Genomic DNA, 13018 nt, shown 5'->3' with positions numbered 1-13018 from the left:
GCGCTATATTCAGCCATCGTTCGATAGAAATGGGCTCATCTGCCGCGCTTGAGCTGCGCGCCCATCATCTCCCAAACCTTGTTCACAGCTTGGAGCGGGCGCACCATCACCTTGAAATCAATGATTTTTCCGTCATTATCAAAGGTGATGATATCGACCCCGTTGACCTGAATTCCGTCCATCTCGGTCTGAAACTCAAGGACAGCGCTTTGCTCGCTCACAACCTCGCGCAAATATTTGAAACTGTCATTGCCCAAAGTCTTGCTGGCCGCACTAAGATACGCTGCGGTGATTTTGCGGCCTTCCTGAGGCGTGTGAACAACCGGGGAGTGAAAGACGACGTCCTCGTGCAATATTTCGTTAAGAGCACCCATCGAACTTCCGGTCGCCATGACCTCATGCCAGCGTTCTAAGCCTGATGTTGCAGGAGCGTGAGTTTCCTGTGAAGCTGCAGCTGTAGTATGTGTCATCGTTCTCTCTTACCCATTCGGCCTATTTTGAATGAAACCTAGCCATTGCCGGCGGCTTGATGCAAACGGTATTGTGGTAAGGGTGCAGGCGATGCCGCATCATGGAAGGGCGAGAGGGCGATGAAGATCAACGTAGAAGTCGACTGCACACCGCAGGAGGCCCGCGAATTTCTGGGCCTGCCGGATGTGAGCGAGGCGAACGCGCTTTATGTCGAGAACATCTCAAAAGCGATGAGCGGCGTTCAAAGCCCTGCCCAATTGCAGGAATACGCCCAAGCTTTGGCTCCGATGGGGCAAATGGGCCTGAAATTGTTCCAGAACTTTGTTGAGAGCGGTATGCGCGGTGCCACCGGTGCGGGCAAGCCGGCTGACACTAAAAAATAGCGCGGCAAGGGCAGCGTTTTGGCCTGAATATGGATAGCGGCGCACAAACAATTTTTGCGGTCTCAAGCGGCTCGCCCCCTGCTGCGATTGGCGTGATACGGGTGAGCGGTCCAAAGGCAGGCACTGCTCTTCGCGCCTTGACAGGGCGTGATATAACGCCGCGAACGGCATCGCTTGCCCTGCTGCTCGGTTCGTCGCGCGAGGTTCTGGATCAGGCGCTTGTTCTGTGGTTTCCGGGCCCCAACACGGCCACGGGCGAGGATTTGGCTGAGTTTCACTGTCATGGGGGCAGGGCGGTCCTCGCGGCTGTGTGCACCGCTCTCAGCGAGATGGATGGGCTTCGGCCAGCGCTTGAGGGGGAATTCACCAGGCGCAGTTTCGCCAATGGCAGGATCGACCTTGCCGAAGCAGAAGGATTAGCCGATCTGCTTGAAGCGGAGACAGAGCTGCAACGCTCAGCGGCCATTCGCAGCGCCAGCGGCGCGCTTTCGGGTCAGACCGAACAGTGGCGAAACACCGTTTTGGAACTGTCTGCTCACGTCGAGGCTGTGCTCGATTTCTCTGACGAGGATGACGTTTCGGAACTTCCAACCGCGTTTGCAACCAAGCTCGAGCGCCTGGTTGGCTCGCTTAAGGAATGGCTGAAAAGACCGCGATCAGAAAAGCTCAAGGAGGGCTTTCGTGTTGTGCTGGCCGGGCCGCCCAATACTGGAAAGTCGACTTTGTTTAATGCGCTGGTGGAGAGCGAGGCGGCGATCACCTCGCCAATCGCGGGGACAACGCGCGATGTAATCGAACGCAGCGTGTCGATTTCGGGCGTTCCCTTTGTTTTTGTGGACACTGCGGGGCTTAGGGATGATGGCGCTGAGGAGATCGAGGCGATCGGGATTGTGAAAGCTCAGGGGGAACTCGCGCAAGCGGACTGTGTGCTGTGGCTGGGCGAGGAAGGGCAGGGCCCCGCCGGTTCACTCGAGATTGCTGCCCGGAATGACTGTCCCGATTTTGTACCAAAAACCTCGGACTTGGCCCGATCAGTGTCTGGTGTAAGCGGTGCCGGTGTGGAGGCTCTGAAAGGGGCGCTTGTCGATCTGGCTCGCATGAGCCTGCCAAAGCCCGGCGAAACCGCGCTAAACGAAAGGCAGCATAGCCGTATCAACGATGCCTATGAGACATTGATCAGCGCCAAGGAGCAGACTGATTTTCTGCTCCTCGGTGAAGATCTGCGCAGGGCTCGGTTGGCCTTCGACCGCTTGATTGGCCGCTCAACGACAGAAGATATGCTTGATACTTTATTCGGACGGTTCTGTATCGGAAAATGAGTACTCCCGGTTTCAGCACTGTTTCACGTGAAACATCTTTGACGCGGGGTGGGTGAACGCCTATCTGGCGGATCATGCACACCTATGATGTTCTAGTAGTCGGCGGCGGCCATGCCGGTGTGGAGGCGGCTCTTGCCTCAGCGCGTATGGGCGCGCGAACGGGCTTGGTCAGCTTCGATCTCGAGGCCATTGGCGCGATGAGCTGCAACCCGGCCATAGGCGGCCTGGGCAAAGGGCATCTCGTATGCGAAGTGGACGCGCTTGACGGTGTAATTGGCCGAGCAGCCGATGCAGGCGCGATCCATTACCGAATGTTGAACCGGTCAAAGGGGAGCGCCGTCTGGGGGCCAAGGGTTCAAGCCGACCGAAAACTTTTCAAAGCAGAGGTTCAGCGCTGTGTGAAAGCGCAGGACAACCTTGAGCTAATCGAAGGGGAGGCTGCGGCCCTATCGCTCACCGGTGGCAGGGCGGCAGGTCTTGAGTTGGCAGACGGCTCGAAACTTGTGGCTGAGCGGGTAATACTCTGCACCGGGACCTTCCTCGGCGGGGTATTGTTTCGCGGAGAGGAGCGTTTTGACGGCGGCAGGATTGGGGAGAATGCTGCTGCACGCTTAGCCGACCAATTGCGCGGCGCGGACCTTCCAATGGCACGCCTGAAGACCGGCACCCCTCCGCGGCTCGATGGGCGCACGATCGACTGGTCTCAGCTTGATGAACAGCCTTCCGATGCCGATCATTGGACCATGTCTGCGTTGACGAAGCGGCGTGTGAACGCCCAAGTTTTCTGCGCGATCACCCGGACCAATCAGGTATCCCACGATATTATCCGCGAAAACCTCCATCGCTCACCTTTGTTTTCAGGCGCAATCGGCGCAGCGGGTCCGCGATATTGTCCTTCGATTGAAGACAAAATTCACCGGTTCGGCGACCGTGACGGGCATCAGATTTTCCTAGAGCCCGAAGGTTTGGACACACACCTTGTCTATCCCAATGGTATTAGTACCTCGCTGCCCGTCGATGTGCAGCTCAGCATGCTTCGCACCATGCACGGATTGTCGCAGGTTGAGATGGCTGTGCCTGGCTATGCGGTGGAGTATGATCATATCGACCCGCGTGCGTTAACACCCGATCTGCAGCTGCGGTCTATCCCGGGCTTGTACTGTGCTGGACAGATTAACGGTACGACAGGCTATGAGGAGGCCGCTGCACAAGGCTTGGTTGCTGGCTTGGAAGCGGCCGCAGCTGCGGTTGGCAAAAAGGCACCAAAGCTTGACCGCGCCAATTCCTATATCGCAGTAATGATCGACGATCTGACGCTTCAGGGTGTCAGCGAACCCTACCGGATGCTTACATCACGCGCGGAGTATCGGTTACGGCTGCGCGCAAACAATGCGTCCACTCGATTGACGCAGCTCGGTATTGCAAGCGGCTGTATCGGCAGCGAAAGGCGCAGCTGGTTTGAGGCGCGTGAGGTTTCACGTGGAACAGTCGAAGCCGCGTTTGCGGCTAGAATCCATTCAAGTGACCTTGCCGATACCGGTGTTGCCGTGCGGAAGGACACTGGCGAGAAGTCAATTGAAGAGTGGCTGCGGCACAATGGTGTTGATTTAGAGGTGCTAGCGCCCTGGCTCATAGACCTCGAAGGCATCGAGCCATCGCTACTCGTGGAAATGGCCGAGGATGCGGTCTACGCGCCTTATCTCGCCCGGCAAGAGGCGGAACTGCGCGATTTGCGGGCAAGCGAAGATCTCCAGCTCCCTGCAGATTTCCCTTACGCTCAGGTGCCGGGACTATCCAATGAGATGGTGGAACGCCTGACACGGTCCGCGCCGAGGAACCTCGCTGCTGCTGGACGTGTTGCAGGGATAACCCCTGCGGCGCTTTCTGCCGTCCTCGTCCATGCGCGGCGTTGGCAGAACGCGGCATGAGCGACTTGGACCTGCTCGCCAGTGAAGAGCATTCGCGCGCATTTGTTGAAGGGCTGGGTGATACTCATGCGGCCGAGCGTATGCACCACTATGCGCGGCTCCTCCTTGAGGAAAATCAGAAGCAAAATCTTATAAGCAAGCCGAGCGAGGCGAACCTATGGGTCCGGCATTTGGCCGACAGTGCTCAACTGCTCACGCATGTGCCTGATGGAAATGGGGTCCACAAGGGCGGGGTTTGGCTCGACTTAGGGACTGGGCCGGGCCTTCCTGGTCTCGTAATTGCTATTCTGCGCCCTCGGTTCAAAGTCGTTCTGGTGGAATCGCGCGGCCGGCGTGCGACGTTTCTTCGGCACTGCGTGAAAGAGCTAGGCCTCGACAACTGCGAGGTGCAAGGCTCCCGTTTGGAGACAATTACCCCGTTCCGGGCAGCAGTGATTTCAGCCCGCGCCTTCGCTCCGTTGGAAAAGCTCCTCAATTTATCCGCACCCTTCTCCACAAAGCAGACTTGCTGGCTCTTGCCTAAGGGACGATCTGCGGCGCACGAATTGAAAGAGGTGAAAAAGTCGATTCGGAGCATGTTCCACGTGAAACATTCATTGACCGACCCGGACGCAGGGATCATCGTGAGCAAATAGGTTTTGATACGCGCATTAGGCGCCGATGATAGCCATCAAGAGGAGCGGGAAGTGCTAACAATCGCCATCGCAAACCAGAAAGGCGGAGTGGGCAAGACCACCACCGCCATCAATATGGCGACCGCTATGGCGGCGACCGGATGGCGCACCCTGCTGCTTGATCTTGATCCGCAAGGCAACGCATCGACTGGGCTTGGGGTTGAGGCTGCCACCCGGGAGCTTTCAACCTACGATCTTCTCGTCGAAGAATTGGCGGTTTCAGAGGCGATCTATGAGACCAGCATTCCAGGCCTTGAGATAGTGCCAGCAACAGTGGATCTGAGCGGCGCTGAGGTGGAACTTGTATCGGTCGAAGAGCGCACACAGCGACTGCGCAGCGCCTTGGCGAGCCATTCTGGTCACGACATTTGCTTCATTGACTGTCCGCCATCCTTGGGTCTTTTGACGCTTAACGCGCTTTGTGCTGCGGATTCGATCCTTGTTCCGCTCCAATGCGAATTTTTCGCGCTTGAAGGGCTCAGCCAGCTTCTTCAGACTGTGGAGCGGGTGCAGCAAGGATTTAACCCCGAACTCAGCATTATCGGCGTGGCGCTGACCATGTTTGATCGCCGCAATCGGCTCACTGATCAGGTTTCCGATGATGTCCGGGATTGCCTTGGCGGGTTGGTCTTTGAAACCGTAATCCCGCGCAATGTTCGCCTTTCTGAGGCGCCGAGCCATGGTCTTCCTGCTCTGGTTTATGATCACAGCTGTGTCGGAAGCCGGGCGTATATCGCGCTTGCCCGCGAACTCATTGGACGATTTCCTCCCGAAAGACAGGTAGCCGCATGACCGGTAAAACATCCGACGCTGTTCGATTCTCTGTGCCTCAGAAAAGCCCTTCGGACCGCAAGAAAAAGCTAGGCAAAGGTCTGGGCGCGCTGATGGGTGAGACCAAGCGAGAAGAGCCATTGGTCTCTCAGACAGGTCAAGAAAATCAAGGTGTTGCGGGCCGATCGGCATCCGATTCGGGTGTCTCCGGGGATTCGCCGCTCAAATCATTGCCGATTGCCACTATTTCTCCGCTGCCCGGCAACCCGCGCAAGCATTTTGATGAGGCCGCGCTAGAGGAGCTAGCCGCATCTATCGCATCAAAAGGTGTGATCCAGCCCATTATCGTGCGGCCTAAGGGAAAGGGCCGCTATCAATTGGTCGCAGGCGAGCGGCGTTGGAGAGCGGCGCAAAAGGCCCGCCTGCATCAAATCCCGGCGCTTGTTCGAGAATTAACAGACCGCGAGGTCATGGCTCTTGCGCTGATTGAGAACCTTCAACGCGAAGATCTCAACCCGGTTGAAGAAGCGCGCGCATACCAGCGCCTCGCCAATGAAGAAGGTATGACGCAGTCTGACATTGCCAGGATGGTAGAGAAGTCGCGCAGTCATGTTGCGAATATTCAACGTCTTTTGGGCCTTCCGGAAGCTGTCCTCGACCTCGTCGAAGGCGGCAAGCTTTCGATGGGCCATGCAAGGGCTCTTGTAGGGCAAGAGAATGCGGCAACGCTCGCAAAGCAGGCTGTGAACGACAATTTGTCCGTACGCGAGATCGAAAAGCTGGTTCGCAAGGCGGCTAAGAAGGCCACGAGCAATGGCGACACTGTCCAGCCTGTCGCCGCGTCTGGCGAAGATGCTGATATTGTGGCTGTCCAGAAGCATCTCGAGGAATTTTTGGGACTTAAGGTTCGAATCAAGGCCGATACAGACCCGCGATCAGGGGCAATAACCATTCAATATGGCTCGCTCGATCAGCTGGATTTGGTGTGTCAGCGCTTAACCGGCGGCGACTTTTAACAGAAAACTTATGCGCTTCCTCAGATGGAAATCGCGGTTTTTCAAGGCCCTATGTGAGGTGGATCCTAGGCCTTACCCGCTTGTTAATCATACTTAAAAACGAAAGCGGAACTCCGCACTTCTACTTAGAGAACTCGAACGGGGGCAAACTCGTTCGGTTAGGGTGGCATGGTGCACTGATTCGCGACGGGTTGCGAAAATGCCTTTCGGTCATCCTGACAACGGGAAAAAGAATTTTTCGGAAGGACCAACACATGACCAAGATTTTTCGCACCGCCGCAGCCGGCGTCGCTCTTTTTGCAGCTGTAGGCATGGGCTCAGCGGCTCAAGCACAGGTTTCGCAAAGCGCTGATGCGACGGCTGAGATCCTCGCAGCACTGCAGCTTACCAACGATGCCGCTCTCGACTTCGGCTCGCTGATCATGAACGCCAACTCAGCTGGCGGTTCTGTCGATGTGAGCGGTGGGGGCTTCCGCAACTGCAACGGCGATGTGATTTGCGGTCCAGGCGGCTCAGAGCAGCCTGCTGTCTTCACCGTCACTGGCGCTGCAAACAGCACCATCAACGTGACCGTTCAGGACCTCGTTGCAAACCCAGTGAGCCTGACGCACACTGCAAACGCAGGCTCAACGAGCGCAGAGCACAATATTGAGCTTACTGCTCTTGATGATGGTTCGCTCGGCGGCTTCACCTCATTCAGCGGCAGCGAATCATTCAACGTCGGTGGCAGCATTTCGCTCGACGGCAGCGAAATCGCTGGCACTTACGAAGGTTCATTCGAAGTTACTGTTGCCTATCAGTAAGATCGAAAACCAAGCATCGGCGCTTTGAGCGCTGGTGGTTGAACAGGCATTCGGGCTGCATCCCTTCATAAAGGGGTGCGGCCCTTTGCATGTCTGGAGTGCGCCCAGGTTTGAGCCTCGCTCCTTTAACCAATCTTAACCATGATTGATTACCCCCCATAGGTGAACTTGCGTAGGGGCCCGTTGGTGATGGGTCTCTGCTTGAAGGAGCCCTGAATACTATGTTTCTGAAATCGCTGCGTAAAACTCTCAAGTCTGCTGCTATTCTTGCCACCGCAGGCACGGCTATTCTGGCTTCTCCGCTCTATGCTCAAGGTGATTTGCTTGTCGCTCCTACGCGCGTAATCCTTGACGGATCGCGCGGGACGGAAGTTATTCTCAGCAATATCGGCTCTGAGGAAGCGACTTACCGCATCAGCCTCGAACTGCGCCGGATGACGCAAGAGGGGCAACTGGTTCCGGTCGAGAAGGTCGACGCAAACGGCGTTGAAGAAGCCTCGCTTGGCATGATCCGATATGCACCGCGCCGCATCGCGCTTCCGCCCGGCCAACCGCAGGCGGTACGCCTTGCCGCGCGTCCCGGCGCAGAGCTTCCCGATGGGGAGTACCGCGTCCATATGTCGTTCAAAGCGATCCCGCGGCCCCGTGAGGTCACGCAGGAAGAGACGCAAACGGGGGAGGTCAAGTTTCGCCTTATCCCGATCTATGGCATCACCATTCCGATCATTGTGCGTCACGGACGGGTTGAAGCCCAGGTGGCTCTAACGCAGCCGAGCATCATTCAAGGCGAAGACGGACCAGAGTTTGCCATGACGATCGAGCGTTCAGGCGAAAGTTCGACCTATGGTGCTTTGAGCGTTGTGAAACCGGGCTTTGATAACCCTATCCTGCTTGCAGGCGGTATCGCGGTCTATCCTGAGATCGGCACCCGTCAGGTTCGCGTGAAGCTTACCCCGGAACAGGCGGCCCAGCTCAAAGGGCCGGGCCGGGTTGAATACCGCGAGCTTCCGGAGAATGGCGGCGGACTGATTGCGTCTATTGATGGCGTGATCGGCTGATTGTCAGCGAGAACGGTCGGGCTTTTCGCCTGAGCTTTGACAGATGAAATTTGAGCGCAAACCACTTCTCAGCGCCGTTGCGAGCTTTGCAGCGGCGCTTAGTGCGTTTGTGCCAAGCGTTGAGGCTTCAGCGCAAAATGGTGCAGGCCAAAATTCAGGCGCTCCGACCAACACATGGCAACCGAGCGAAGACGATTATCTTCTGCTTCAAATGACCATCAAGAATTTCAAACTCACCTATGATGTGCGCGGGTATCAAACGGATCGCGGGGTCTGCCTCGACCTTGCAGATGTCATCCAAACTTTGGATCTGCCGATACGGATCGACAAAAAGTCGCGCCGCGCGACTGGCTGGCTGTTTGCTGAGGATCAGGAAATCACGATTGATCGCAGCTCCAACACAGTACAAAACGTGAACACGGGGCCTGCTCCTCTCGCAAACGATATTTATGACACACCAGAGGGGTGGTGCGTGGATACCGATGCCTTGTCGCGCTGGTTTGGAGTGGACTTCAGGCCTGAACTTTTCAATGCAGCGGTTCGCCTGGAAACCGACGCTGAATTGCCATTTATGCAGGCGATTGAGCGCCGCAAACGGGCTGAACGTCTTCGGCCAAGATCGAACGATTTCGACCTTTCGCAATATCCGCAGTCGAAGATGGCCTATCGCAGTTGGAGAACGCCTTCAGTTGATGTGGTTGCCGATGTTGAAGCTCGGCAAAACAGCGGTATCGGCGGCCGGGTGGAATTCTTTGCTGCGGGCGAAGCCTTGGGAGCAAGTTACACCGCGCGGGTGGCCACAGATAGCGATTTCAACCCGCAAACTCTTCGCGTAAGAGCGTATCGGAGTGATGCAGATGGAGGGCTTCTGGGACCGCTTAATGCCACCGATATCGCGATTGGTGATGTCGAGACGGTTCCGGGCCGTTTGGTCGGCCAAACCGCCGTTGGACGAGGGGCATTTATCACAAATCGCCCGCTCAATCAGACCTCTCGCTTCTCGACCACGGTTCTGCGCGGCACGCTTCCGACTGGATGGGATGCTGAGCTTTACCGGAATGGACAATTGCTTGCATTCCAAAGCTCGCGCCCAGATGGGCGCTACGAGTTTATCGACATAGAGCTATTCTTTGGCCGAAATGACTTTGAAGTTGTGCTTTATGGGCCTCAGGGTCAGATCCGGCGCGAAAGATCGTCGGTTCCCGTCGGTGTGAACCAAATCGAGCCAGGCGAAACGCAGTATTGGGCAGGGATCGTTCAAGACAACCGCGATCTGATCCAATTGGACCGTCCGACCGCGCAGCCCAACCAAGAGCCGCAGAAATGGCGCTGGGGCACGGGGGTTGAACGCGGTTTGAGCAAACGCACCAGCGCCGGGTTCGGGCTTCATAACCTGTATCGCAACAATGCGCGGCACACCTACACCGAGGCGACATTGACGCATTCGCTGTCCTTCGCTCAATTTGAATTGGCGGCGGCGCATGAGTTTGGCGGAGGGGTGGTCACCAACCTCAACACGCTCGGCAGGGTGGGTAACGTCAATTTTGGCGCAAATGCTCGCGTATTTTTCGGGAATTTCCGCGGCGAATTTGCGGATAACGATATTGATTACCTCGGCGGGGTCAATTTCTCGACCTCATTGCGGATGGGGAGGCTCTCTTTGCCTGTCCAAGGGTCAGTCACCCACGCGAAACGCTCTAATGGCGACACCGTCAACGGTTTTAACCTTCTCACCTCGGTCAGTGCGGGCCGATTGTCTCTTTCTGCTCAAATCTTCCATGAAAAGGACAGCGGCAGGCCGGAAAACAACACGACCGAGCTGAGTCTGATCGCCAACAGGCGTTGGCGCAATGTTCGATTGCGCGGGAATGCGACGTTTAAGGCCAATGGTCCGGACCAAGGCCTCGAATCTGCGGCAGTTCGGCTCGAGGCTGACGTCAGTGAGGACGGGGTTCTCCAAGGGGACCTTGATTATTTCGCTGGATCTGACGAATTCAGGCTGACGGCGGGGTACACACACCTATTCAAAGAGTTCTCGCTGCGCGGCGATGCTTTTGTCACCTCGCGCGGGGTTCTTGGGGTTGGTCTCCAGGCCGCATTTAGCCTCGGGCCTGATCCGGTTTCCGGCGGAGTGCGTGTAACCCATTCAAAACTGGCGAGAAATGGTCAGGCGGCTGTGACCGTCTTCCGCGATGACAACGGCAATGATCGGCGCGACGAAGGCGAGGCTGTCTTGAAAAATATTCTGGTCGAAGCGGGGCTGCGCAGCACTGATGCCATCACCGGTGAAAACGGCACGGCTATTGTCGATGAGCTGAGGCCCTTCCAACCGGTGCTTGTGGGTATTGACGAAAGCTCGCTCGATGATCCGTTTCTTGCGCCGTCTTCCAAAGGCATTGTCGTAACGCCGCGTCCCGGCGTGATCGCACAGATCGATTTGGCTGTCTCTCCCACGGGCGAAGTCGAAGGGTCACTTCGCAGCGTGACCGGAACCGAGCAATCTGGCGTTCGTTTGCAGCTGATCAATCAGCGCGGAGCTGTTGCGGCAGAGACTATCAGCGAGTTCGACGGCTTCTTCTTATTCCAGCGAGTCCCTTATGGTGAATACCGCCTGCGTGTTTCCGACGAGGCGGCTGAGACGCTGGCCGTCGAGCCGGGCCTTGCGCTTCAGGACGGGCGCATCCGTTTCAAGATTGGGCAGGGCGAAGATGTCGTGCGCTTTGGTACGGTCAAACTGTCGCCCGCCAACGCAAAAGACCCGCCCGGCAATCGCCCGGCGGGTCCAGTAATCGCGGCAGCAAATGCTCAGTAGGGCAGCTCAGTTGCCTTTAATCAAGCGCGGCTGACCCTTGATCGGAATTGGCTCGCGCCGAACGGGCCGAGGAATTTCGCGGCGGGCGCCTGGAATGACCTCTTCGCGTACCGTTTCGCGCACGATCACGCGTTGGCGTTGCTGATATTCGATTGGCACGTATGTGATCTGTTGCGGCGGCTGGTAATAGTACTGCGGCGCTGCATAGACCGGAGCCGCGTAAACAGGTGCAGCTTGAGCATAAACCGGGGCGCGGGCCGGGATAGTGCGAACCGCAACACGGTGGCCGCCTTGGATATATTGCGACAGATAGGCATCCAGCGCTGCTTCGCAGTCATATTCGCCGCGATCATTCCGGCCGCCACCAATCAGGCTGCCCAAAATAGCGCCGCCAATGCCGCCCACTCCAGCGCCCAGAAGGGTTCCACCAAGTCGCTCGCTGTCAAACGCGCGGTTGCCGATGATGCCGCCTGCGACCGCACCAAGAAGACCGCCGATGATACCGCCCTTGCGGCGACCACGATGACCATCAGTGCGGCGCTCGCATTCTGCGATCCATTGCTCACGCTGAAACACTTGCGCGCCCGGCGCATATCCTTGCGCGTAATGACCCGCGTAAACGGGCGCCTGGCCGCCATACACTTGCCCTTGATAAAGCTGACCCTGAGGAAGAGCGGGAAGCTGCGCCGCAGATCCCTGTGCAGTCACAGAAGGGGCCGCGCTCTGGGTATAAGGAGACGAGCGAGCAATCCGGCGGGTGCGGGTGATGGTTTCCACACCGTCGGGACCAACGCTTGTTTCGCTTATCTCGCCGCCCGTAGATGGCCCGGTAGATGGCCCAGTAGACGGCAATGTCTGGGTCTGGAAAGTGTTGTCACGCGGTGCGGTCTGAAGATCACGCGGAAGAGTGCTCGCTTCTGAATCGCTCAGCACCTCGACCTCAGGCATATCAGGCATATCAGGCATAAAATCCTGAGCCGTCGCAGATGCCGGCAATGCCATTGCTGCGGCCGTAAGGCCGATGCCGGTGAGAGTTGCTCGGGAAAGAGTGGTCGGTGTCATCCAGTGTCCCCTGTTGCACCGCGGTTCACCCCAATTGGCGAATCGGCAATGGTGCCTTAGAAAAATGCTTGCAGAAGTGTTACCATCAGGGCTCTGCTGCTCACAAATGGACTAAGGCACCGTGTCTCGAAACGGGGCGGATGCTGGCGCAAGTGTAATCACCACGCTGCGATCGTATCTTACAACCGGTCCGCCAAAATCCGTGCCAGCCCTTCAATTGCCTCGGCGTCTTCGGATGTGAAGCGTCCCTTATCGGGGCTATCCAGATCAATGACAGCGATGACCTTACCGCTGCGCACAATGGGGACAACCAGTTCCGATTGACTGGCCGCGTCGCAAGCGATGTGACCGGGAAAGGCATGGACGTCTTCAACGCATTGGGTTTTTAAGGTTTTCGCAGCCGCGCCGCACACTCCAATGCCGGTGGGGATACGAATACACGCTGGCTTGCCGTTAAAAGGGCCCAAAACCAATTCTGCATCGCCAGCCGCATTAGCCCCCATCCGGTAGAAACCCGCCCAATTCAGACCCGGCAGAAATTCCCACATCAAAGCGGCGACATTGGCCATGTTCGCAATGCCATCATCCTCGCCGAGAGTGATGGCGTCCACTGCCTCGGCCAATTGCTGATACCGCTCTTGCTTGGTCGCGGTTTCATCAGGTTTGAAATCGAACATGTTTGAGTGTCCCTGAACTGAGCACCTTATCGAGCACCATCTTG

At 57.1% G+C, this 13018-nt stretch carries 12 protein-coding genes; 9 read left to right on the top strand and 3 right to left on the bottom strand.

Annotated elements, in window-relative coordinates; translation table 11 throughout:
• Window positions 1-35 precede the first annotated feature (35 nt).
• Window positions 36-470 carry a nuclear transport factor 2 family protein gene (locus AC0V60_RS13180; RefSeq protein WP_486178905.1) on the bottom strand — a complete coding sequence of 145 codons (435 nt, stop codon included), beginning with the start codon at window positions 468-470 and terminating at the stop codon, window positions 36-38.
• A 120-nt stretch (window positions 471-590) separates the two neighbouring features.
• Between AC0V60_RS13180 and AC0V60_RS13175 the strand changes: the two genes are divergently transcribed.
• The 9 genes from AC0V60_RS13175 (at window position 591) to AC0V60_RS13135 (ending at window position 11235) form a co-directional block, all read left to right on the top strand.
• The gene (locus AC0V60_RS13175; RefSeq protein WP_486178904.1) at window positions 591-854 is read left to right on the top strand and encodes a DUF6489 family protein; all 264 of its coding nucleotides are present in this window, start codon (window positions 591-593) and stop codon (window positions 852-854) included.
• Between the two features lie 29 nt (window positions 855-883).
• Window positions 884-2173, top strand: coding sequence for a tRNA uridine-5-carboxymethylaminomethyl(34) synthesis GTPase MnmE (gene mnmE, locus AC0V60_RS13170; protein WP_486178903.1), 1290 nt, complete (start codon window positions 884-886; stop codon window positions 2171-2173).
• A 74-nt stretch (window positions 2174-2247) separates the two neighbouring features.
• Window positions 2248-4101: a tRNA uridine-5-carboxymethylaminomethyl(34) synthesis enzyme MnmG gene (mnmG, locus tag AC0V60_RS13165; protein ID WP_486178902.1), complete on the top strand. Its 1854-nt coding sequence runs from the start codon at window positions 2248-2250 to the stop codon at window positions 4099-4101.
• On the top strand, window positions 4098-4736 hold the full coding sequence (gene rsmG, locus AC0V60_RS13160; protein ID WP_486178901.1) for a 16S rRNA (guanine(527)-N(7))-methyltransferase RsmG: 639 nt from the start codon (window positions 4098-4100) through the stop codon (window positions 4734-4736). Before mnmG ends, rsmG begins: the two co-directional genes overlap by 4 nt.
• Window positions 4737-4787: 51 nt before the next feature.
• Entirely contained in the window at window positions 4788-5567 is a 780-nt protein-coding gene (locus AC0V60_RS13155; RefSeq protein WP_486178900.1) for a ParA family protein, read from the top strand.
• The gene (locus AC0V60_RS13150) at window positions 5564-6562 is read left to right on the top strand and encodes a ParB/RepB/Spo0J family partition protein (protein WP_486178899.1); all 999 of its coding nucleotides are present in this window, start codon (window positions 5564-5566) and stop codon (window positions 6560-6562) included. The genes AC0V60_RS13155 and AC0V60_RS13150 overlap by 4 nt, the downstream gene beginning before the upstream one ends.
• Window positions 6563-6816: 254 nt before the next feature.
• A complete protein-coding gene (locus AC0V60_RS13145; protein ID WP_486178898.1) occupies window positions 6817-7365 on the top strand; it encodes a DUF4402 domain-containing protein in 549 nt (182 codons plus the stop codon).
• Window positions 7366-7586: 221 nt separating this feature from the next.
• Window positions 7587-8423, top strand: coding sequence for a fimbrial biogenesis chaperone (locus AC0V60_RS13140; RefSeq protein WP_486178897.1), 837 nt, complete (start codon window positions 7587-7589; stop codon window positions 8421-8423).
• Window positions 8424-8466: 43 nt separating this feature from the next.
• Window positions 8467-11235 (top strand): hypothetical protein, encoded by a 2769-nt coding sequence (locus AC0V60_RS13135; protein WP_486178896.1) that lies wholly within the window; start codon window positions 8467-8469, stop codon window positions 11233-11235.
• 6 nt (window positions 11236-11241) lie between these two features.
• Here AC0V60_RS13135 and AC0V60_RS13130 read toward each other — a convergent pair whose 3' ends face one another.
• Complete coding sequence (locus AC0V60_RS13130; protein WP_486178895.1) at window positions 11242-12297, bottom strand: hypothetical protein; 1056 nt, start codon at window positions 12295-12297, stop codon at window positions 11242-11244.
• A gap of 179 nt (window positions 12298-12476) precedes the next feature.
• Window positions 12477-12974: a GAF domain-containing protein gene (locus tag AC0V60_RS13125; RefSeq protein ID WP_486178894.1), complete on the bottom strand. Its 498-nt coding sequence runs from the start codon at window positions 12972-12974 to the stop codon at window positions 12477-12479.
• Between the last annotated feature and the right edge of the window lie 44 nt (window positions 12975-13018).

It is taken from the genome of Erythrobacter sp. S259 (genome assembly GCF_057364965.1).
This window is presented reverse-complemented; position numbering and strand designations above follow the sequence as displayed.

Coding starts and splice junctions, on each gene's coding strand:
- AC0V60_RS13175 (WP_486178904.1), top strand. CDS start 591: ATGAAGATCAACGTAGAAGTCGACTGCACACCGCAGGAGGCCCGCGAA.
- AC0V60_RS13135 (WP_486178896.1), top strand. CDS start 8,467: ATGAAATTTGAGCGCAAACCACTTCTCAGCGCCGTTGCGAGCTTTGCA.
- AC0V60_RS13140 (WP_486178897.1), top strand. CDS start 7,587: ATGTTTCTGAAATCGCTGCGTAAAACTCTCAAGTCTGCTGCTATTCTT.
- AC0V60_RS13130 (WP_486178895.1), bottom strand. CDS start 12,297: ATGACACCGACCACTCTTTCCCGAGCAACTCTCACCGGCATCGGCCTT.
- rsmG (WP_486178901.1), top strand. CDS start 4,098: ATGAGCGACTTGGACCTGCTCGCCAGTGAAGAGCATTCGCGCGCATTT.
- mnmG (WP_486178902.1), top strand. CDS start 2,248: ATGCACACCTATGATGTTCTAGTAGTCGGCGGCGGCCATGCCGGTGTG.
- mnmE (WP_486178903.1), top strand. CDS start 884: ATGGATAGCGGCGCACAAACAATTTTTGCGGTCTCAAGCGGCTCGCCC.
- AC0V60_RS13125 (WP_486178894.1), bottom strand. CDS start 12,974: ATGTTCGATTTCAAACCTGATGAAACCGCGACCAAGCAAGAGCGGTAT.
- AC0V60_RS13145 (WP_486178898.1), top strand. CDS start 6,817: ATGACCAAGATTTTTCGCACCGCCGCAGCCGGCGTCGCTCTTTTTGCA.
- AC0V60_RS13180 (WP_486178905.1), bottom strand. CDS start 470: ATGACACATACTACAGCTGCAGCTTCACAGGAAACTCACGCTCCTGCA.
- AC0V60_RS13150 (WP_486178899.1), top strand. CDS start 5,564: ATGACCGGTAAAACATCCGACGCTGTTCGATTCTCTGTGCCTCAGAAA.